Source organism: Streptomyces sp. 3214.6, assembly GCF_900129855.1.
Lineage (GTDB): Bacteria > Actinomycetota > Actinomycetes > Streptomycetales > Streptomycetaceae > Streptomyces > Streptomyces soliscabiei.
Genome location: NZ_LT670819.1, coordinates 7703534 through 7725050 on the forward strand (window position 1 = coordinate 7703534; position 21517 = coordinate 7725050).

15 protein-coding genes, 3 rRNA genes and 1 pseudogene are annotated in these 21517 nt (G+C 68.7%); 15 read left to right on the forward strand and 4 right to left on the reverse strand.

Features of this window, described 5'->3' with window-relative positions:
* Positions 1–72: 72 nt before the first annotated feature.
* The 6 genes and pseudogenes from B5557_RS34885 (at position 73) to B5557_RS44560 (ending at position 8501) form a co-directional block, all read left to right on the forward strand.
* Positions 73–714: a DNA-3-methyladenine glycosylase gene (locus B5557_RS34885; protein ID WP_079663211.1), complete on the forward strand. Its 642-nt coding sequence runs from the start codon at positions 73–75 to the stop codon at positions 712–714.
* Between the two features lie 537 nt (positions 715–1251).
* Positions 1252–2777 (forward strand): 16S ribosomal RNA (locus tag B5557_RS34895).
* Positions 2778–3090: 313 nt separating this feature from the next.
* A 23S ribosomal RNA gene (locus tag B5557_RS34900) occupies positions 3091–6211 on the forward strand.
* Positions 6212–6312: 101 nt separating this feature from the next.
* Positions 6313–6429 (forward strand): 5S ribosomal RNA (gene rrf / locus B5557_RS34905).
* The 16S, 23S and 5S rRNA genes sit together here, the layout of an rRNA operon.
* Positions 6430–6581: 152 nt before the next feature.
* A pseudogene (locus B5557_RS45460) lies at positions 6582–7292 on the forward strand (tetratricopeptide repeat protein); the annotation flags it as partial.
* A gap of 423 nt (positions 7293–7715) precedes the next feature.
* A complete protein-coding gene (locus tag B5557_RS44560; protein WP_197697332.1) occupies positions 7716–8501 on the forward strand; it encodes a tetratricopeptide repeat protein in 786 nt (261 codons plus the stop codon).
* Between the two features lie 108 nt (positions 8502–8609).
* Here the strand turns inward: B5557_RS44560 and B5557_RS34915 are convergent, their stop codons facing one another.
* The gene (locus B5557_RS34915; RefSeq protein ID WP_079663213.1) at positions 8610–9893 is read right to left on the reverse strand and encodes a DUF1015 domain-containing protein; all 1284 of its coding nucleotides are present in this window, start codon (positions 9891–9893) and stop codon (positions 8610–8612) included.
* 73 nt (positions 9894–9966) lie between these two features.
* Here B5557_RS34915 and B5557_RS34920 point away from each other — a divergent pair, with 73 nt between their 5' ends.
* From B5557_RS34920 to B5557_RS34935, 4 genes are all read left to right on the forward strand, one after another.
* Positions 9967–10995, forward strand: a complete 1029-nt coding sequence (locus tag B5557_RS34920) for an HAD hydrolase-like protein (RefSeq protein WP_079663214.1) — start codon at positions 9967–9969, stop codon at positions 10993–10995.
* A gap of 124 nt (positions 10996–11119) precedes the next feature.
* Positions 11120–12163 carry a FecCD family ABC transporter permease gene (locus B5557_RS34925; protein ID WP_079663215.1) on the forward strand — a complete coding sequence of 348 codons (1044 nt, stop codon included), beginning with the start codon at positions 11120–11122 and terminating at the stop codon, positions 12161–12163.
* Positions 12160–13242 (forward strand): FecCD family ABC transporter permease, encoded by a 1083-nt coding sequence (locus B5557_RS34930; protein WP_079663216.1) that lies wholly within the window; start codon positions 12160–12162, stop codon positions 13240–13242. Before B5557_RS34925 ends, B5557_RS34930 begins: the two co-directional genes overlap by 4 nt.
* The gene (locus B5557_RS34935) at positions 13239–14105 is read left to right on the forward strand and encodes an ABC transporter ATP-binding protein (protein ID WP_173877768.1); all 867 of its coding nucleotides are present in this window, start codon (positions 13239–13241) and stop codon (positions 14103–14105) included. The genes B5557_RS34930 and B5557_RS34935 overlap by 4 nt, the downstream gene beginning before the upstream one ends.
* On the opposite strand, the gene B5557_RS34940 is transcribed toward B5557_RS34935, so the two are convergent.
* Positions 14089–14436 (reverse strand): alkyl sulfatase C-terminal domain-containing protein, encoded by a 348-nt coding sequence (locus B5557_RS34940; RefSeq protein ID WP_079663218.1) that lies wholly within the window; start codon positions 14434–14436, stop codon positions 14089–14091. The genes B5557_RS34935 and B5557_RS34940 overlap by 17 nt on opposite strands.
* A 42-nt stretch (positions 14437–14478) precedes the next feature.
* Between B5557_RS34940 and B5557_RS34945 the strand changes: the two genes are divergently transcribed.
* The 4 genes from B5557_RS34945 (at position 14479) to recN (ending at position 18345) form a co-directional block, all read left to right on the forward strand.
* Positions 14479–14799 (forward strand): hypothetical protein, encoded by a 321-nt coding sequence (locus tag B5557_RS34945; protein ID WP_079663219.1) that lies wholly within the window; start codon positions 14479–14481, stop codon positions 14797–14799.
* A 7-nt stretch (positions 14800–14806) separates the two neighbouring features.
* Positions 14807–15622 (forward strand): TlyA family RNA methyltransferase, encoded by an 816-nt coding sequence (locus tag B5557_RS34950; RefSeq protein WP_079663220.1) that lies wholly within the window; start codon positions 14807–14809, stop codon positions 15620–15622.
* Positions 15619–16524: an NAD kinase gene (locus tag B5557_RS34955; protein WP_079663221.1), complete on the forward strand. Its 906-nt coding sequence runs from the start codon at positions 15619–15621 to the stop codon at positions 16522–16524. Before B5557_RS34950 ends, B5557_RS34955 begins: the two co-directional genes overlap by 4 nt.
* A gap of 102 nt (positions 16525–16626) precedes the next feature.
* Positions 16627–18345, forward strand: coding sequence for a DNA repair protein RecN (gene recN, locus B5557_RS34960; RefSeq protein ID WP_079663222.1), 1719 nt, complete (start codon positions 16627–16629; stop codon positions 18343–18345).
* A 25-nt stretch (positions 18346–18370) separates the two neighbouring features.
* Here the strand turns inward: recN and B5557_RS34965 are convergent, their stop codons facing one another.
* Positions 18371–19267 carry an RNA polymerase sigma-70 factor gene (locus B5557_RS34965; protein WP_079663223.1) on the reverse strand — a complete coding sequence of 299 codons (897 nt, stop codon included), beginning with the start codon at positions 19265–19267 and terminating at the stop codon, positions 18371–18373.
* Between the two features lie 30 nt (positions 19268–19297).
* Entirely contained in the window at positions 19298–20503 is a 1206-nt protein-coding gene (locus tag B5557_RS34970) for an NAD(P)/FAD-dependent oxidoreductase (protein ID WP_079663224.1), read from the reverse strand.
* A 121-nt stretch (positions 20504–20624) separates the two neighbouring features.
* Here B5557_RS34970 and B5557_RS34975 point away from each other — a divergent pair, with 121 nt between their 5' ends.
* The gene (locus B5557_RS34975; protein WP_079663225.1) at positions 20625–21386 is read left to right on the forward strand and encodes a hypothetical protein; all 762 of its coding nucleotides are present in this window, start codon (positions 20625–20627) and stop codon (positions 21384–21386) included.
* The last annotated feature ends 131 nt before the right edge of the window (positions 21387–21517 follow it).

Genomic DNA, 21517 nt, shown 5'->3' on the forward strand with positions numbered 1-21517 from the left:
CCACACCCTGGCAAGCCGAGCGGCGGCTGGCCACCCCGACGCACCCACTGCTCTGCACTACGCTCGGAGGGCATGATCGCGACCCCCGACCGTACGCCTCTCCCCAGGACCTTCTTCGACCGCCCTGTCCTGCAGGTCGCCCAGGATCTCCTCGGCCGCCTCCTCGTCCGTACGACCCCAGACGGTCCGATCACCCTGCGCCTCACGGAGGTAGAGGCCTACGACGGCCCCAACGACCCCGGCTCGCACGCCTTCCGGGGCCCCACGGCCCGCAACAGCGTGATGTTCGGCCCGCCCGGACATGTGTACGTCTACTTCACCTACGGCATGTGGCACTGCATGAACCTCGTCTGCGGTCCGGAGGGCAGGGCGAGCGCCGTCCTGCTCCGCGCCGGCGAGATCATCGAAGGCGCCGAGTCGGCCCGCAAACGTCGACTCTCGGCCCGAAACGACAAGGAACTGGCCAAAGGACCTGCCCGCCTGGCCACCGCCCTGGACGTGGACCGTGCCCTCGACGGTACGGACGCCTGCGCCACCGGGGACACCCCCTTGAGGGTCCTGACCGGTACTCCGGTCCCCTCCGACCAGGTACGCAGCGGTCCGCGCACCGGAGTCTCCGGTGACGGTGCCGTCCACCCCTGGCGGTACTGGGTCGCCAACGACCCTACGGTGAGCCCCTATCGGGCCCACGCCCCCAGGCAACGCCGAAGTTGACTCGCTGTTGGCCGGGGCGTAACGTAGCCCGAGCCGCTTGACCCGGGTACGGCATTCGCCAGCAGCCGGAAGCGGCCAACCCACTACCTGCAACGCCCCTCAACGGGAGCGAATTCGGCATGTCCGCATGCCCGAATTCAACTCGGCGGAACTCGATTATGAGTTGCGGAGGGAATCGGCTAACGTAGTGAATGTCGAAAGGCCGACGGAGCGAAAGCCCAAAGCCCAAGACAATCCCCTCGACAGGGAATCGGATCGGAAAAAGATCTGATAGAGTCGGAAACGCAAGACCGAAGGGAAGCGCCCGGAGGAAAGCCTGAGAGAGTCTCTCGGGTGAGTACAAAGGAAGCGTCCGTTCCTTGAGAACTCAACAGCGTGCCAAAAATCAACGCCAGATATGTTGATACCCCGTCCCCGGCAGTGATAGCCGAGGATGAGGTTCCTTTGAAAAAACACAGCGAGGACGCTGTGAACGGCCGGGCTTATTCCGCCTGGCTGTTCCGCTCTCGTGTGTGTGCACCGGATTACCGGTAAACATTCACGGAGAGTTTGATCCTGGCTCAGGACGAACGCTGGCGGCGTGCTTAACACATGCAAGTCGAACGATGAACCACTTCGGTGGGGATTAGTGGCGAACGGGTGAGTAACACGTGGGCAATCTGCCCTTCACTCTGGGACAAGCCCTGGAAACGGGGTCTAATACCGGATACCACTTCCACTCGCATGGGTGGGGGTTGAAAGCTCCGGCGGTGAAGGATGAGCCCGCGGCCTATCAGCTTGTTGGTGAGGTAATGGCTCACCAAGGCGACGACGGGTAGCCGGCCTGAGAGGGCGACCGGCCACACTGGGACTGAGACACGGCCCAGACTCCTACGGGAGGCAGCAGTGGGGAATATTGCACAATGGGCGAAAGCCTGATGCAGCGACGCCGCGTGAGGGATGACGGCCTTCGGGTTGTAAACCTCTTTCAGCAGGGAAGAAGCGAAAGTGACGGTACCTGCAGAAGAAGCGCCGGCTAACTACGTGCCAGCAGCCGCGGTAATACGTAGGGCGCAAGCGTTGTCCGGAATTATTGGGCGTAAAGAGCTCGTAGGCGGTCTGTCGCGTCGGATGTGAAAGCCCGGGGCTTAACCCCGGGTCTGCATTCGATACGGGCAGACTAGAGTGTGGTAGGGGAGATCGGAATTCCTGGTGTAGCGGTGAAATGCGCAGATATCAGGAGGAACACCGGTGGCGAAGGCGGATCTCTGGGCCATTACTGACGCTGAGGAGCGAAAGCGTGGGGAGCGAACAGGATTAGATACCCTGGTAGTCCACGCCGTAAACGGTGGGAACTAGGTGTTGGCGACATTCCACGTCGTCGGTGCCGCAGCTAACGCATTAAGTTCCCCGCCTGGGGAGTACGGCCGCAAGGCTAAAACTCAAAGGAATTGACGGGGGCCCGCACAAGCAGCGGAGCATGTGGCTTAATTCGACGCAACGCGAAGAACCTTACCAAGGCTTGACATACACCGGAAACGGCCAGAGATGGTCGCCCCCTTGTGGTCGGTGTACAGGTGGTGCATGGCTGTCGTCAGCTCGTGTCGTGAGATGTTGGGTTAAGTCCCGCAACGAGCGCAACCCTTGTTCTGTGTTGCCAGCATGCCCTTCGGGGTGATGGGGACTCACAGGAGACTGCCGGGGTCAACTCGGAGGAAGGTGGGGACGACGTCAAGTCATCATGCCCCTTATGTCTTGGGCTGCACACGTGCTACAATGGCCGGTACAAAGAGCTGCGAAACCGTGAGGTGGAGCGAATCTCAAAAAGCCGGTCTCAGTTCGGATTGGGGTCTGCAACTCGACCCCATGAAGTCGGAGTTGCTAGTAATCGCAGATCAGCATTGCTGCGGTGAATACGTTCCCGGGCCTTGTACACACCGCCCGTCACGTCACGAAAGTCGGTAACACCCGAAGCCGGTGGCCCAACCCCTTGTGGGAGGGAGCTGTCGAAGGTGGGACTGGCGATTGGGACGAAGTCGTAACAAGGTAGCCGTACCGGAAGGTGCGGCTGGATCACCTCCTTTCTAAGGAGCACTTCTAGGCAGCCGTGAGGTTGTCCAGAGGCCAGTACATCGGCGTACGTCCGATGCTGGTTGCTCATGGGTGGAACGTTGATTATTCGGCACTCTTGATCGTCTTCTCCTTCTAGTACTGCTCTTCGGAGCGTGGAATGAATGAGGGAAGCGGCGGGGGTGCCGGGCACGCTGTTGGGTGTCTGAGGGCACGGCCGTGTGGTCGTCCTTCTGATGCCGGCCCCAGTGAACTCCAGCCTGTTGGTTGGGGGTGATGGGTGGCTGGTCGTTGTTTGAGAACTGCACAGTGGACGCGAGCATCTGTGGCCAAGTTTTTAAGGGCGCACGGTGGATGCCTTGGCACCAGGAACCGATGAAGGACGTGGGAGGCCACGATAGTCCCCGGGGAGTCGTCAACCAGGCTTTGATCCGGGGGTTTCCGAATGGGGAAACCCGGCAGTCGTCATGGGCTGTCACCCATACCTGAACACATAGGGTATGTGGAGGGAACGCGGGGAAGTGAAACATCTCAGTACCCGCAGGAAGAGAAAACAACCGTGATTCCGGGAGTAGTGGCGAGCGAAACCGGATGAGGCCAAACCGTATGCGTGTGAGACCCGGCAGGGGTTGCGCATACGGGGTTGTGGGATCTCTCTTCTGTCGTCTGCCGGCGACAGGACGAGTCAGAAACCGTTGATGTAGGCGAAGGACATGCGAAAGGTCCGGCGTAGAGGGTAAGACCCCCGTAGTCGAAACGTCAGCGGCTCGTTTGAGAGACACCCAAGTAGCACGGGGCCCGAGAAATCCCGTGTGAATCTGGCGGGACCACCCGCTAAGCCTAAATATTCCCTGGTGACCGATAGCGGATAGTACCGTGAGGGAATGGTGAAAAGTACCGCGGGAGCGGAGTGAAATAGTACCTGAAACCGTGTGCCTACAAGCCGTGGGAGCGTCGGATATGTGCTTGCATATATCTCGTGACTGCGTGCCTTTTGAAGAATGAGCCTGCGAGTTTGCGGTGTGTTGCGAGGTTAACCCGGGTGGGGTAGCCGTAGCGAAAGCGAGTCCGAACAGGGCGTTTCAGTAGCACGCTCAAGACCCGAAGCGGAGTGATCTAGCCATGGGCAGGTTGAAGCGGAGGTAAGACTTCGTGGAGGACCGAACCCACCAGGGTTGAAAACCTGGGGGATGACCTGTGGTTAGGGGTGAAAGGCCAATCAAACTCCGTGATAGCTGGTTCTCCCCGAAATGCATTTAGGTGCAGCGTCGTGTGTTTCTTGCCGGAGGTAGAGCACTGGATAGGCGATGGGCCCTACCGGGTTACTGACCTTAGCCAAACTCCGAATGCCGGTAAGTGAGAGCGCGGCAGTGAGACTGTGGGGGATAAGCTCCATGGTCGAGAGGGAAACAGCCCAGAGCATCGACTAAGGCCCCTAAGCGTACGCTAAGTGGGAAAGGATGTGGAGTCGCAGAGACAACCAGGAGGTTGGCTTAGAAGCAGCCACCCTTGAAAGAGTGCGTAATAGCTCACTGGTCTAGTGATTCCGCGCCGACAATGTAGCGGGGCTCAAGCGTACCGCCGAAGTCGTGTCATTGCAGCAATACGCCCAACGGCGGCTGTGATGGGTAGGGGAGCGTCGTGTGCCGGGTGAAGCAGCACCGGAAGGTAGTTGTGGACGGTTCACGAGTGAGAATGCAGGCATGAGTAGCGATTCACACGTGAGAAACGTGTGCGCCGATTGACTAAGGGTTCCTGGGTCAAGCTGATCTGCCCAGGGTAAGTCGGGACCTAAGGCGAGGCCGACAGGCGTAGTCGATGGATAACCGGTTGATATTCCGGTACCCGCTGTGAAGCGTCAAACATTGAATCAGGCGATGCTAAGTCCGTGAAGCCGTTCCGGACCCTTCGGGGAATGGAAAGTGGTGGAGCCGACGGACCAGACTTGTAGTAGGTGAGTGATGGGGTGACGCAGGAAGGTAGTCCATCCCGGGCGGTGGTTGTCCCGGGGTAAGGGTGTAGGGCGAATGGTAGGCAAATCCGCCGTTCATATAGTCTGAGACCTGATGCCGAGCCGATTGTGGCGAAGTGGATGATCCTATGCTGTCGAGAAAAGCCTCTAGCGAGTTTCATGGCGGCCCGTACCCTAAACCGACTCAGGTGGTCAGGTAGAGAATACCGAGGCGTTCGGGTGAACTATGGTTAAGGAACTCGGCAAAATGCCCCCGTAACTTCGGGAGAAGGGGGGCCACGCTTGGTGAGAGCACTTGCTGCTCGAGCTGGGGGTGGCCGCAGAGACCAGCGAGAAGCGACTGTTTACTAAAAACACAGGTCCGTGCGAAGCCGTAAGGCGATGTATACGGACTGACGCCTGCCCGGTGCTGGAACGTTAAGGGGACCGGTTAGTCACATTTCGGTGTGGCGAAGCTGAGAACTTAAGCGCCAGTAAACGGCGGTGGTAACTATAACCATCCTAAGGTAGCGAAATTCCTTGTCGGGTAAGTTCCGACCTGCACGAATGGCGTAACGACTTCTCGACTGTCTCAACCATAGGCCCGGTGAAATTGCACTACGAGTAAAGATGCTCGTTTCGCGCAGCAGGACGGAAAGACCCCGGGACCTTTACTACAGTTTGATATTGGTGTTCGGTTCGGCTTGTGTAGGATAGGTGGGAGACTGTGAAGCTTGGACGCCAGTTCAGGTGGAGTCGTCGTTGAAATACCACTCTGGTCGTGCTGGATGTCTAACCTGGGTCCGTGATCCGGATCAGGGACAGTGTCTGATGGGTAGTTTAACTGGGGCGGTTGCCTCCTAAAGAGTAACGGAGGCGCCCAAAGGTTCCCTCAGCCTGGTTGGCAATCAGGTGTTGAGTGTAAGTGCACAAGGGAGCTTGACTGTGAGACCGACGGGTCGAGCAGGGACGAAAGTCGGGACTAGTGATCCGGCGGTGGCTTGTGGAAGCGCCGTCGCTCAACGGATAAAAGGTACCCCGGGGATAACAGGCTGATCTTCCCCAAGAGTCCATATCGACGGGATGGTTTGGCACCTCGATGTCGGCTCGTCGCATCCTGGGGCTGGAGTCGGTCCCAAGGGTTGGGCTGTTCGCCCATTAAAGCGGTACGCGAGCTGGGTTTAGAACGTCGTGAGACAGTTCGGTCCCTATCCGCTGCGCGCGCAGGAACATTGAGAAGGGCTGTCCCTAGTACGAGAGGACCGGGACGGACGAACCTCTGGTGTGCCAGTTGTTCTGCCAAGGGCATGGCTGGTTGGCTACGTTCGGGAGGGATAACCGCTGAAAGCATCTAAGCGGGAAGCCTGCTTCGAGATGAGTGTTCCCACCTCCTTGAGAGGGTAAGGCTCCCAGTAGACGACTGGGTTGATAGGCCGGATGTGGAAGCCCAGTAATGGGTGAAGCTGACTGGTACTAATAGGCCGAGGGCTTGTCCTCAGTTGCTCGCGTCCACTGTGTTAGTTCTGAGGCAACGACTGTTGCCGGCTAGAGCTGAAAACAAGTAAAAAGTGTGCTTGTTCGCTCGAAACCATTAGGGTTTCGGTGGTCATAGCGTGAGGGAAACGCCCGGTTACATTTCGAACCCGGAAGCTAAGCCTTACAGCGCCGATGGTACTGCAGGGGGGACCCTGTGGGAGAGTAGGACGCCGCCGAACAATCTTTGGAAGGACCCTTGGTCCCAGCGTTCAGCTGGGACCAAGGGTCCTTTTGTTTTTCTGGAGCGCGCCGGGTACCCGGGTGCGCGAGAATATATGCGGTACCGAAGACAGGAGTCACGATGTCCACCAACTCTCCCGACGACCGACCGGAGCGCGACCAGCGGCGACGGGACAGTGGGGACCGCGGCGATCGCGGCGGCAACCGCGGCGACCGTGGCGGCGATCGGCCCGCCTTCCGCCGCGACAACGACCGTGCTGGTCACGTCCGTCGAGACGACCGCCGTGATGACCGCGGTCGTGACGACCGGAGCCGCGGTGAGCGTGGTGACCGTGGTGGCTTCCGTCGGGATGACCGTGGTGGTGACCGGCCGGCGTTCCGCCGTGATGACCGGCGTGACGACAACCGTGGTGGGTTCCGTCGCGATGACAGTCGTGGTGGCGGCTTCGGTGACCGTGACCGGGACCGTGGCGGTTACGGCCGTCGTGACGATCGTCGTGATGACCGGCGTGAGGGTGATCGTGGGTCTCGTCCGGCGTTCCAGCGTGACGACCGTGAGCGTGGGCCCCGTCGCGACGACCGTGGGGACCGGCCCGCCTTCCGGCGCGACGACCGCGGCGAGCGTCCCCCCTTCCGCCGGGACGACGACCGTGGTGGATACCCCCGGCGTGACGACAACCGTGGCGGCGGTGGCTACGCCCGTCGCGACGACCGCCGGGACGATCGTGACCGTGGTGACCGTGGTGGCTTCCGTCGGGATGACCGTGGTGGTGACCGGCCGGCGTTCCGCCGTGATGAGCGCCGTGATGACCGGCGTGACGACAACCGTGGTGGGTTCCGTCGCGATGACAGTCGTGGTGGCGGCTTCGGTGACCGTGACCGGGACCGCGGCGGTTACGGCCGTCGTGACGATCGTCGTGATGACCGGCGTGAGGGTGATCGTGGGTCTCGTCCGGCGTTCCAGCGTGACGACCGTGAGCGTGGGCCCCGTCGCGACGACCGTGGGGACCGGCCCGCCTTCCGGCGCGACGACCGCGGCGATCGTCCCCCCTTCCGCCGGGACGATCGGCATGACGAGCGCAGGGATGACCGCCGGGGCGACGACCGTGGTGGCTTCCGTGGGCGGGACGACCGGGGTGCCCGTGGCCCCCGTCGGGACGACCGCGGTGGGCGGCCCGGGGGCTTCCGCGGCCGTGACGGGCGCGACGACCGTCGGGACGACAGGCGTGGCGGCGGCAGCCGATTCCGCGACGAGCGGGACCGGGACCGTGAGCCGATCAAGCGGCTGCCGATCCCGGAGGACGTCACTGGCGACGAGATCGACAAGGACGTACGGCAGGAGTTGCACAGCCTGCCCAAGACGCTTGCCGATGACGTGGCCAAGAACCTGGTGATGGTCGCCCGGCTGATCGACGAGGACCCCGAGAGGGCGTACGCCTACTCCAAGGTGGCCCTGCGGCTGGCCTCGCGCGTCGCCGCCGTGCGGGAGGCGGGCGGATTCGCCGCGTACGCCAACCAGAAGTACAGCGAGGCGCTCGCCGAGTTCCGGGCCGCGCGGCGTATGACCGGCAGCGTCGAGCTGTGGCCCGTCATGGCCGACTGCGAGCGTGGGCTCGGGCGGCCGGAGAAGGCGCTGGACATGGCCGGCGCTCCCGAGGTGAACAAGCTCGACAAGGCCGGCCAGGTGGAGATGCGGCTCGTCGCGGCCGGCGCCCGGCGGGACATGGGGCAGCTGGACGCGGCGATCGTGACCTTGCAGAGCCCCGAGCTGGCCTCCAACTCCGTCCAGCCGTGGACCGCGCGACTGCGGTACGCGTATGCCGACGCACTGCTTGCCGCCGGGCGAGAGGGTGAGGCCCGGGAGTGGTTCGCGAAGGCCGTCGAGGCCGACCGGGACGGCAGCACGGACGCCTCCGACCGGCTCGCCGAGCTGGACGGCGTCGACTTCGTCGACGCCCTCGACGACAGCGAGACCGAGGGCGAGGGCGAGAGCGACAGCGAGCCCAGGAGTGAGGCTGAGGGAGTTGTCGTGGAGAAGGCCGAGGACGAGGCCGACCGTGACGCGGACTGAGGCACTGAATGCAGTGAAGTGAGAAGTGAAGGGGCGGGATCCGGTGCACGGCACCGGATCCCGCCCCTTCGTGCGTTCAGGGCCTGCCGCCTGCTGCCTGCCGCCTGCTCAGAGGTCCAGTGCGCGCAGGACCAGGCCCGAGGCCGGCTTCGGGCCGAACGACGTCGACTTGCGGGGCATCGTGATGCCCTGGCGGGCGAGGTCGCGGACGACCTCCTCGCGGACGGGGTGGAGCAGGACCGCGGTACCGCCGTCGCGTTCCGCCTTCCTCACCGTCGCGGCGGTGTCGTGGATGTAGGCGATGCGGGTCGGGTCGTCCTCGGGGATGTGCCATATGTGGTCGAGGAGCGTGGCGTGCAGGACCGTCGCGTCCAGGGTGCGCCAGGCCGTCGGACGGTCGGCGGGGATCGTGCGGTCGAGGAACGCCGGGTCCGGGCGGTCGAGGAGGTGGAAGGCGCCGTCGCCCGCCAGGAGGAAGGCGTTGCCGGAACCGGCCGCGTCCGCCAGGGCGTCCAGGCCCTCCGAGAGGGGGACCGGCAGGCGTCGGACGCGGAACCGGCCGTCGAGCGCGGCCAGGGCCCGCGCGACCGGCAGACCGTGCAGGAGGCGGTGGATGGCGCGGACGCGCAGGGGGTAGCGGGCGGTGTCGACCAGGAGGACCAGACCGTGGTCCCAGGGGCTGGGGGAGGGATGCTCGGCACGGAGCCGGAGGTAGGTGGCCCAGCGATGATGGCCGTCGGCGATGAGAGCCTGGTGGCGGGCGAGGTCCGCTTGGACGAGGGCCGTCTCGGCGGGGTCGGTGAGCGCCCACAGGCGATGGCTGTAGCCGTCCTCCGTGGTGGTGGACAGAAGCGGGGGGCGCTCCGCCGCGCGATCCACGATCTCGGCCGCCGTGCCGTTGCCGCGGTAGGTGAGCAGCAGGGGTTCGAGGTTCGCGTGCGTGGCGCGCATCAGCGCCGCGCGGTCGGCGACGATGTGCGGCATGACGTCCTCGTGCGGAAGGACGATCCCCTCCGACGGCTCCGAGACGCGCAGGGCCCCGATGAGGCCGCGCTGCAGCATGCCGTCCGCGTGGCGTTGCTCGTAGACGTACAGGGCGGGCTCGGGGTCGGCCGTCAGGATGCCCTCGGACAGCCAGCGGCGCAGGGCGTCGGCGGCCAGTTCGGTGCGGGCCGTGGGGGTGGTGGCCTGAGGGAGGATCAGCCGGACGATGTTGTACGGGTCCGCGTCCTGGAGGTGGTGCAGGCCGTCGGGGCGGACGACGACGTCGTACGGCGGGGAGGTGACGGCGGCGAGACTGCCGACCCGGTCGGGGTCGTAGCGCAGGCCTCGGAACGGGGTGAGTTCCAGGCCTCGGGGCGCCGTTGCCTCAGGGTGACCTGCTGTGTTCATCCCGGCATCGTACGTGTGTCAGTGGCATGCGGGATGATCGGGGGAAAGCGGACCGAACGAGGAGCGATGTGGAATGAGCCGGAGCGTCAGGACGAGGCCCGAGGGCAGTGGGCAGGCCCTGAGCGAGGCGTACGACACGGCGCTGCTCGACCTGGACGGGGTGGTGTACGCGGGTGGGAACGCGATCGCGTACGCCGTCGAGTCGCTGGCCGTCGCGCGGGCGGGCGGGATGCATCTCGCGTACGTCACGAACAACGCGCTGCGGACGCCGGACACGGTCGCCGGGCATCTCACCGAGCTGGGGATACCGACGGGCGCCGAGGACGTCATCACCTCGGCGCAGGCGGTCGCGCGGCTGATCAGCGAGCAGGTGCCGGCGGGGTCGCGGGTGCTGGTGATCGGCGGGGAGGGACTGCGGGTCGCGCTGCGCGAGCGCGGGCTGGTCCCGGTGGAGTCGGCGGACGACGATCCGGCGGCCGTGGTGCAGGGGTTCGGCGGTCCGGACCTGCCGTGGGGGCGGTTCGCGGAGGCCTCCTACGCCGTCGCGCGCGGAGTGCCGTGGTTCGCGTCCAACACCGACCTGACGATTCCGAGCGGGCGGGGGATCGCGCCGGGCAACGGGGCGGCGGTGGAGGTCGTGCGGATCGCGACCGGCGCCGAGCCGCAGGTCGCGGGCAAGCCGCTGCCCCCCATGCACCGGGAGACGATCCTGCGCACGGGCGCCGAGCGGCCGTTGGTCGTCGGGGACCGGCTGGACACGGACATCGAGGGGGCGTTCAACGGGAACGTCGACTCGCTGCTCGTCCTGACCGGTGTCACCGACGGGGTGCAGCTGCTGGCCGCGCCGCCGCAGCACCGGCCGACGTATGTCGACAACGATCTGCGCGGGCTGCTCACCGGGCAGCCGGAGGTCGGCGTGGCGGGCGAGGGCTTCCGGTGCGGTGGCTGGACGGCGACCGCGCGGGCGGACCGCCTGGAGCTGGAGGGGGAGGGCGACGCCCTGGACGGGCTGCGGGCGCTGTGCGCGGCGGCCTGGACGGCGGCGGGGGACGGGAGTTGCGGGTCGGACGGGGGGAAGGCGCTGGCGCGGCTGGGGTTGTGAGTTGGTGTGAGTCTGCTTGAGACGCCTGGTTCGGGGGGTGGTTGAGAGGTCCGAAGCTGTGAACCCGGCAACGGTCATGGCCAGAGGATCGAAGCGCAAGGGGAGGGTAGGCTAACCTAACTGGGTGTTGGTCGACAGTGTTCCCGAACAGCGCGTGGCGACGGCTCCCGCGCCCCCGAATCACCGGGCGATACGGTCCGTCGGGCTGCTTGCCGCCGTGGCGGTCCTGGTGCTGGTGGCGGTGGCGAGCATCGCCGTCGGGGCCAAGGAGCTGTCCGTCGCGCAGGTCTGGCACGGCGTATTCGAGGATTCGGGGACGTACGCGGACGTCGTCGTCGACGAGCGGCTGGCGCGGACCGTGCTCGGGCTGCTCGTGGGGGCCGCGCTCGGGCTGTCCGGGGCGGTGCTCCAGGCGCTGACGCGCAATCCGCTGGCCGACCCGGGGCTGCTCGGCATCAACGCGGGAGCGTCGGCCGCCGTCGTCACCGCCATCACCTACTTCGGTGTCACGAGCCTGAGCGGCTATGTGTGGTTCGCCTTCTTCGGGGCGGCCGCGGTCGGTGCGCTGGTCTGGTTCCTCGGTGGCAGCCGGGGGGCCACGCCGGTGCGGCTCGCGCTCGCCGGCACCGCGATCAGCGCCGCGCTCTACGGCTATCTCCAGGCCGTGATGATCATGGATGACGCGGCGCTGGCCCGGATGCGTTTCTGGACGGTCGGGTCGCTGTCCTCGGCGACCGACGAGACCATCTGGCAGGTGTTGCCCTTCCTGGCCGTCGGCACGCTTCTCGCGTTCGCTCTCGCCAGGCCGCTGAACGCCGTGGCCATGGGCGACGACACGGCCAAGGCGCTCGGCGCCCAGCTGAACCGGACCCGGGCGCTGTCGATGCTCGCGGCGACGGTGCTGTGCGGCGCCGCGACGGCTGCCTGCGGGCCGATCGTGTTCGTCGGGCTGATGGTCCCGCACGCCGTGCGCTCGTTCACCGGCCCCGACCTGCGCTGGATCATGCCGTACGCGGCGATCCTGTCGCCGGTGCTGCTGCTCGGCTCCGACGTCATCGGCCGGGTCGTCGCACGGCCGTCCGAGGTGCAGGTCGGCATCATCACCGCGATCATCGGCGGCCCGGTCTTCATCTTTCTCGTACGACGGCGGAGGACGGCCCAGCTGTGAAGACCGCGCAGAAGACCGCGCAGAAGACCGCGCGGAAGGCCCCTCATGGTCCGCGGGCGGTACGCACGCCCGGCGGGCTGTCCGTCCGGCTGGACCCGCGGGCGCTGATCGTCGTCGTGCTGCTGGTGGTCGCCGCGCTCGCCGCGAGCGTGGCGCTGATCGGCACCGGCGACTTCCCGATCTCGTCCGGTGACGTCGTCAGGACGCTGCTCGGCGACGGCGACGCCGGGCAGGAGTTCATCGTCAACGAGCTGCGGCTGCCGCGGGTCCTGGTGGGGCTGCTCGTCGGCGCCTCGCTCGGGCTCGGCGGTGCGCTGTTCCAGGCCGTGTCACGCAACCCACTGGGCAGCCCGGACGTGCTGGGCCTCGGGCAGGGGGCGACGGCCGGGGCGCTCGTGATGATCGTGCTGTTCTCCGGGAGCACCACCCAGGTGACCGTCGGCGCGCTGATCGGCGGGCTGGTGACCGGGGCCCTGATCTACCTGCTGGCGTGGAAGCGGGGCGTCCACGGGTACCGGCTGGTGCTCGTCGGCATCGGCGTCTCGGCCGTCGCGACGGCGGTCAACGGATACCTGCTCACCAAGGCCGACTTCGTCGACGCGGCGCGCGCGGTCGTCTGGATGACCGGCACCCTCGACGGCCGGGACTGGAAGCAGGTCTGGCCGCTGCTCGCCCTGGCCTGCGTGCTCGTGCCGCTCGTCCTCGCCAACGCGCGGGGGCTGCGGATGATGGAGATGGGCGACGACGTCTCCCACGCGCTGGGCGTGCGCGTGGAGCGGGTGCGGCTGCTGCTGATGGTGGCCGCCGTGCTGCTCACCGCGGCCGCCACCGCCGCCGCGGGCCCGGTCGGCTTCGTGGCGCTCACCGCGCCGCAGCTCGCCCGACGGTTGACCCGCTCGCCCGGGCCGAACCTCGTGCCGTCCCTGTGCATGGGCGCCGCCCTGCTGGTTACCGCCGACTGGGCGGCACAGCGGCTGTTCGGCGACGGGCAGTTGCCCGTGGGCGTGGTCACCGGCGTGCTGGGCGGGCTCTACCTGCTGTGGCTGCTGGTCACCGAGCGCAAGGCCGGCCGGATATGAGCACCCCCGCCCTCGAGAACCGAGGGACGAACCACCGAAGGAGCCCCGTGAACCGCCTCTCCGCCGAGAACGTGACCCTCGCCTACGACCAGCGGGTCATCGCCGAACGGCTGTCGGTGGAGATTCCCGACAACTCCTTCACCGTGATCGTCGGCCCGAACGCCTGCGGCAAGTCGACGCTGCTGCGGGCGCTGTCGCGGATGCTGAAGCCGTCCACGGGCCGGGTGCTGCTCGACGGGCAGACCATCCAGTCGATGCCGGCGAAGAAGGTCGCACGGACGCTGGGGCTGCTGCCCCAGTCGTCGATCGCGCCCGACGGGATCACCGTCGCCGACCTCGTCGGCCGCGGTCGCTACCCGCACCAGGGCATCCTGCGGCAGTGGTCGGCCGAGGACGAGCGGGTCGTGCAGGAGTCCATGGCGCAGACCGGGGTCACCGAGCTCGCCGGCCGGTACGTCGACGAGCTGTCCGGCGGTCAGCGCCAGCGCGTGTGGATCGCGATGGCCCTCGCCCAGCAGACCCCGCTGCTGCTGCTCGACGAGCCGACGACCTACCTCGACATCCAGCACCAGATCGACGTCCTGGACCTGTGCGCGGAGCTGCACGAGGAGCAGGGGCGCACCCTCGTCGCCGTCCTGCACGACCTCAACCACGCGGCCCGCTACGCCACGCACCTGATCGCGCTCAGGGGCGGCGAGGTCATCGCCCAGGGCGCGCCGGAGGACGTCGTCACGGCCCGTCTGGTGCAGGAGGTCTTCGGGCTGCGCTGTCAGGTCATCGAGGACCCGGAGACGGGCACGCCGCTGGTGGTGCCGGCGGCCCGGAAGACACGCGCACGCGAATCCGTCACAGCAGTTTCCTGAGCTGGAACAGGTCCCGCAGACCCGCCTCCAGCTTCACCCGGCCCGAGCCCCACGCCTTCGCGAAGTTCAGCTCGCCGGCGACCAGCGCGACCAGGTCGTCGCCGGTCATGGTCAGCCTGATCTCGGCCTTCTCCCGAGGAGGACCCTGCAGGGTGTCCTGCACCACGATCCGGCCGCCCGTCATGCGGCCGACGAACGTGACGTCCAGGTCGGTGATCCGGCAGCTCACCGAACGGTCCAGGGCCGCGGCCGCCCGGACGTCCCCTTCGGTGCTGCCCATGCTGTCGGAGAGCTTTTCGAGTGCGGCGCGGCACTCCTCGATCGTGGCCATCGCGATCGACGGTACCGCAGCGGTTCGAGGTAGCGTCTGGGCATGAGCGACACAGTGCCGGAGGCGGAGCCGCAGGCGAGCGCGGAAACGTTGCCGGAAGAGCTGCCGGAGACGCTGGCGGCGGAGGCCGCGCCGGAGGACGACCCCGCCGCCCCAGCCCCGCTGAACGTGCCCCGCACCCCCACCGGTGACGCCGACGTCGACGCCCGTCTGGACCGCCTCGCCGACGCCGACCACCTCGCCACCGACGGCCACGTCGAGGTGTACGAGGATGTACACCGGGGGCTGCGCGACGCGCTCACCGCGCTCGACGCCCGCCCGGGACCTCCGGCGCCCCTCTCGTCGTACGGCAGTAGGAGCTGAACCGAACGTGGCAGGAGTCGCACGTCGCCGTCTGGACGCGGAGTTGGTCCGCCGCAAGCTCGCACGTTCGCGTGAGCATGCCGGGCAGCTGATCGCCGCCGGGCGGGTCACCGTCGGCAAGAGTGTCGCGACCAAGCCCGCCACGCAGGTGGAGACCGCCGCCGCGATCGTCGTCGCCGTCGACGAGGACAACCCCGACTACGTGTCCCGGGGCGGGCACAAGCTCGCCGGCGCGCTGGCCGCGTTCGTGCCGCAGGGGCTCGTGGTGCAGGGGCGGCGGGCGCTGGACGCCGGGGCGTCCACCGGCGGGTTCACCGATGTGCTGCTGCGGGCGGGGGCCACGCAGGTCGTGGCCGTGGACGTCGGATACGGACAACTCGCGTGGTCTCTCCAGAGCGATGAACGCGTCACCGTCAAGGACCGTACGAACGTACGCGAGTTGACGCTTGAAGCGATCGATGGGGAGCCTGTGGATCTTGTCGTGGGGGACTTGTCCTTCATCCCGCTCGGGTTGGTCCTGCCCGCCCTGGCGCGGTGCACCAAGCCGGACGCGGACCTGGTGATGATGGTCAAGCCGCAGTTCGAGGTGGGGAAGGAACGGCTCGGCAGCGGAGGCGTCGTCCGCAGTCCGCAGTTGCGGGCGGAAGCCGTGCGGGGCGTGGCCGGGAAAGCGTGGGACCTGGGGCTCGGGGTGAAGGGTGTCACCGCCAGTCCGCTGCCCGGGCCTTCGGGCAATGTCGAGTACTTTCTGTGGCTCCGGGCCGGGGCGCCTGCCCTCGACCCGGCCGATGTTGACCGTGCAGTTGCGGAGGGGCCGCGTTGACTCAGAACCGAGCTCGTACTGTTTTCCTGCTCGCCCACACCGGGCGGCCCGCGGCCATTCGCAGCGCCGAGCTGGTGGTCAAGGGGCTGCTGCGCGAGGGCATCGGGGTGCGCGTCCTGGAGTACGAGGCCGCCGACCTGCCGCTGCCCGACGAGGTGGAGCTGGTCTCCGAGGCCACCCCGCAGTGCCTGGAGGGATGCGAGCTGCTCATCGTCCTCGGCGGTGACGGCACGCTGCTGCGCGGCGCGGAGTTCGCGCGGGCGTCGGGGGTGCCGATGCTCGGCGTCAACCTCGGCAGCGTCGGCTTCCTCGCCGAGGCCGAACGCGACGACCTCGACAAGGTCGTCGACCGGGTGGTGACGAAGGCGTACGAGGTCGAGGAGCGGATGACCGTCGACGTCGTCGTGCACCGCAACGGGGACATCGTGCACACCGACTGGGCGCTGAACGAGGCGGCCGTGCAGAAGGCCGGCGCGGAGAAGCTGCTCGAGGTCGTGCTGGAGATCGACGGGCGGCCGGTCACCGGGTTCGGGTGCGACGGGATCGTCCTGTCGACGCCGACCGGGTCCACCGCGTACGCGTTCTCCGCCGGGGGGCCTGTGGTGTGGCCCGAGGTCGAGGCGCTGCTGATGGTGCCGATCAGCGCCCATGCGCTGTTCGCGAAGCCGTTGGTGACCTCGCCGGATTCGGTGCTCGCCGTGGAGGTGCTGCCCCATATTCCGCCGGGCGTCCTGTGGTGTGACGGACGGCGGACCGTCGAGTTGCCCGCGGGGGCCCGGGTGGAGGTGCGGCGGGGCGCCGTGCCGGTGCGGCTGGCCCGGCTGCACCACGCCTCGTTCACCGACCGACTGGTGGCGAAGTTCGCGCTGCCCGTTTCGGGGTGGCGGGGCGCCCGGCACTAGGGCGGCTCACCGCGTCCCCGGGGGAGGTCCACTCGCCCGGGTGACGGGGTGCCTCGCACTTCGCGCCCCCGACCTCGTAAGGTCTTCCCCGTGTTGGAGGAGATGCGGATACGGTCGCTCGGAGTCATCGACGACGCGGTCGTCGAGCTGTCGCCAGGCTTCACCGCCGTCACGGGTGAGACGGGCGCGGGCAAGACCATGGTGGTCACCAGCCTCGGGCTGCTGCTCGGCGGACGTGCCGACCCGGCGCTCGTGCGGATCGGCGCCGAGAAGGCGGTCGTGGAGGGGCGGATCGCCCTGCCCGCGGGCGCCGCGGTGGTCCTGCGGGCCGAGGAGGCCGGGGCCGAGCTCGACGACGGGGCGCTGCTCATCAGCCGTACCGTTTCGGCCGAGGGGCGCTCGCGGGCGCACGTCGGCGGGCGGAGCGTGCCCATGGGGGTGCTCGCCGAGCTCGCGGACGAACTGGTGGCCGTGCACGGGCAGACCGACCAGCAGGGGCTGCTGAAGCTGTCCCGGCAGCGGCAGGCCCTCGACCGGTACGCGGGGGACGCGGTGACCGTGCCGCTCGCCAAATACACCGAGGCCTACCGGCGGCTGCGGGCCGTGGCCGTCGAGCTGGAGGAGATCGTCACGCGCGCGCGTGAACGGGCTCAGGAAGCCGACATGCTGCGCTTCGGGCTCGACGAGATCGCCGGCGTCGAACCGCGCGCCGGGGAGGACGTGGAGCTGGCGGAGGAGGCCGAGCGGCTCGGGCACGCGGAGGCGCTGTCGTCCGCCGCGACGGCCGCTCACGCCGCCCTCGCGGGCAACCCGGAGGATCCGGAGGGCATCGACGCCGCCACGCTCGTCGCGGGCGCACAGCGGGCCCTGGAGGCCGTCAGGTCGCACGATCCGGCGCTGTCCGCGCTCGCCGACCGGCTCGGCGAGATCGGGATCCTGCTGGGTGATGTGGCGGGCGAGCTCGCGGGATACGCCGACGACCTCGACGCCGATCCGCTGCGGCTGTCGGCCGTCGAGGAGCGGCGGGCCTCGCTCACCGCGCTCACCCGCAAGTACGGGCAGGACGTAAACTCCGTGCTCGCCTGGGCCGAGCAGAGCGCAGCCCGGCTCACCGAGCTGGACGGCGACGACGAGCGCATCGAGGAGCTGACCGCCGAACGCGACGCGCTGCGGGCCGAACTCGGCGGGCTGGCGCAGGCGCTGACGGACGCGCGCACGGAAGCCGCCGAGCGGTTCGCCGCCGCCGTGACCGCCGAGCTGGCGTCCCTGGCGATGCCGCACGCGCGCGTGTCGTTCGACATCCGGCAGACCGAGGACCCCGAGGGCGTCGACGTCGGCGGGCGTGCCGTGGCCTACGGGCCGGCCGGTGTGGACGAGGTCGAGCTGCTGCTCGCCCCGCACCCGGGTGCGCCGCCGCGGCCCATCGCCAAGGGCGCCTCCGGCGGTGAGCTCTCGCGGGTGATGCTCGCCGTCGAGGTCGTCTTCGCGGGGACGGACCCCGTGCCGACGTACCTCTTCGACGAGGTCGACGCCGGCGTCGGCGGCAAGGCGGCGGTGGAGATCGGGCGGCGCCTCGCGCGGCTCGCGAAGACCGCGCAGGTCGTGGTCGTCACCCACCTTCCGCAGGTCGCCGCCTTCGCCGACCGGCAGTTGCTGGTGGAGAAGACCAACGACGGGTCGGTGACCCGGTCCGGCGTGAAGGTCCTGGAGGGCGAGGAGCGGATTCGGGAGCTGTCGCGGATGCTCGCCGGGCAGGAGGACTCCGAGACGGCCCGGGCGCACGCGGAGGAGCTGCTGGCCACCGCTCGCGCGGACACGTAGCGGTGGCCCAGGGAGACCGGGGGACTCAGCTCAGGGCGAGCGGGGTCTCGGCGGCGACGCGGGACAGCTTGGCCGGGTTGCGGACGTAGTAGAGGCCGGTGATGCGGGCGTCCTCGACCCGGATCGCGATGACGCCGTCGAGCTCGCCGCCCAGGTGGGCGACGAGGGCCGGGCTGCCGTTGACCACGGTGGGGACGACGGTGAGCGGGCCGCCGTTCTTGGCGAGAACGCCGATGACGAAGCGGGCCACCTTGTCGGCGCCGGTGATCGGCCGCGGGGCGGCCTTCTTGACGCCGCCGCCGTCGCTCACCAGGACGACCTCCGGGGCGAGCACGTCGAGGAGGCCCTGCGGGTCCCCGGTCTCGAGTGCGCGCACGAACGACTCCAGGGCCGCCCGGGTCTCGTCGGCGGAGACCACCTGGCGGGGGCGGCGGGCGTCGACGTGCCGGCGGGCGCGGTGGGCGATCTGGCGGACGGCCGCGGGGCTCTTGCCGACGGCGGCCGCGATCTCGTCGTAGTCGACGTCGAAGACCTCGCGCAGCACGAAGACGGCGCGTTCGGTCGGCGCCAGCGTTTCGAGGACGAGCATCAGCGCCATCGACACGCTCTCGGCGAGCTCGACGTTCTCGGCTACGTCCGGGGCGGTGAGCAGCGGCTCGGGCAGCCAGGGGCCGACGTAGGCCTCCTTGCGGCGGCTCATCGTGCGCAGCCGGTTGAGGGACTGCCGGGTCGTGATCCGGACCAGGTAGGCGCGCTGGTCGCGCACCTGCCCGAGGTCGACCTCGACCCACCGCAGCCAGGTCTCCTGGAGGACGTCCTCGGCGTCGGCCGCCGAGCCGAGCATCTCGTAGGCGACGGTGAAGAGCAGGTTGCGGTGGGCGACGAAGGACTCGGTCGCCGGGTCGGTGGCATGCTCGCTCATGTCTGGATCTCTCCCCTGTCGGTGCGCGGACTAGGCGCTCTGATCGGCGGTGGCCCGGGTCTCGCCGCGCCGGCCCTCCAGCAGCAGCCGGCGCCGGGCGCCTCCTGAGACGCGGTGCAGGCGGTAGGAACCGGGCTCGCGTGCCTCGCCGGCCAGATGCCCGACGATGCCGTTGCAGATGAACTCCTTCAGCCTCGCGCCGGGGCGACCGGCGATGTGGAACCACACCGCGACGTCGTACCGGTGGGCGAACTGGAAGATGCCGGCGCGTCGGCCCAGGCTGATGCACTGGCCGGCGAACACCTGGTTGAGGGGCGAGGGCCGCTCCCCCGCGATCCGGCTGAGCACCGTGTCGGCGGCCCGCGCGCCCAGCGGCATCGCGGCCTGGCAGCTCATCCGCAGCGGCAGGTCCGACGGCGCCGCCGAGTCCCCGGCCGCGACGATGCGCGGGTCGTCCACGCTGGTCAGCGTCTCGTCCGTGAGCAGGCGGCCCAGCGCGTCGGTGCTCAGCCCGCTACGGGCGGCGAGGTCCGGCACGCCGAAACCGGCGGTCCAGATGGTCACCCCGCTCGGCAGCTCGCGGCCGTCACCGAGCCGCACGGCGTCGCGCATCACAGCCGTCACCCTCGCGTCGGGGCCTTCCAGCACGCTCACCCCGAGTACGGCCAGCCGCCCGGCGACCGAGCGCCGGCCCCGCGGGTGCAGGTACGGGCCGAGTGTCCCGCCGCACACCAGGGTCACGGCGCGGCCCGTCTCCGCCAGTTCGGCGGCGGTCTCGATGCCGGTGGGACCGGCGCCGACGACGGTCACCGGGGCCGTCGAGGGCGCCGCGTCGAGGAGCGGCCGCAGCCGCTGAGCGTCCTCCAGGGTGGCGATCGGGTGGGCGAACTCGGCGGCTCCGGGCACGCGCGGGTCGGCGCTGCCACTGCCGACCGCGTAGACCAGGTAGTCGTAGCGCAGCGTGCCGCCGCTCGCCAGGGTCACGCCGCGCTCGGCCGCGTCGATCCCGGTCACGCTGTCGACCACCCGGCGGACGCCCGCGGCCAGGACCGTGTCGTAGGCGACGACCGCGTCATGGGTCCCGCCCACCAACTGGTGCAGGCGGATCCGCTCGACGAACGCCGGGCGCGGGTTGATCAGGGTCACGGTCACGTCGGCGCGCCGCGTCAGACGGTTGGCGGCCATGACGCCGGCGTATCCGCCGCCGATCACGATCACCTCGGTGTTCTCGCTCATGGTGTCTCCTCCGTGTCCAGGGGTTCGGCCTCAAGACACCGCAGGGTCCGCTGTTGTGACAGCGCGCTCGATCTTTTTTCTTCGTCCTGGTCGCCCAGGGCCCTTTCCCTAGGGTGAGGGCATGGTCATACAGAGGGGACGGGGCGCGGCCTTCGCGGCGGCGGCCGCGCTGACGCGGGCTACGACGGCGGTGCTGCGCGCGGCGGCGCCGGGCGGGCGGGCGCTGTGGGAGCGCGAGAACCACGCGGGGCGGACGGTCGGGCTGTACTCCGGCCCCGCCGCCACCCTGGCCACCGTGGTCGCGGCCGCCCGGGTGACTCCGGCCGCTGCGCTCGCCGTGGCCGCCGCCGGGGCCTGCGGGGCGTACGACGACGTCGCCGGCGTCGGCGATCCACGGCGCGGCTTCCGGGCGCATCTGGGTGCGCTGCGGCAGGGCGAGGTCACCAGCGGAGCCGTGAAACTGGTCGGGATCTCGGCGGCCGGGCTGGTCGCGGGGGCGGTGCTGAAGGCACGGCCCCTGGACAAGGTGCTCGCGGGCGTGGTGATCGCCGGCGCCGCGCACTTCGTCAACCTCGTGGACGTACGCCCCGGAAGGGCCGCCGGCGTCGTGCTCGCCCTGGGCGCGCCGGGGGCGCTGCGCACGGGGGCGGCCGGGGAGCTGTCGGCCGTGGCGGTCGGGGCCGCGGCGGCGGTGCTGCCCGAGGATCTGCGCGGGCGGGAGATGCTCGGCGACAGCGGGGCGCACGCGCTGGGCGCGCTGCTCGGGGTGGCGGCGGCGGCCGGCAACGGGCGAGCGGGCCTGCTCGCGCACGCCGCCGCCGTCGCGGCCGCAGCGGTCTACGGGGAGCAGGTGAGCCAGGCGGCGAGGTCCACACTGAGGTAATCGAACGGAACCCCGGTTTCTCTCACTCGTGTGGGTGATGAAGGGGGTCCTGTGGCCGGGTGCCGGGGGGCTTGACGGCACGGAACACCCGTACGTGCTGGCATCCTTGGGCGTAGTACGTGGAGGAACGT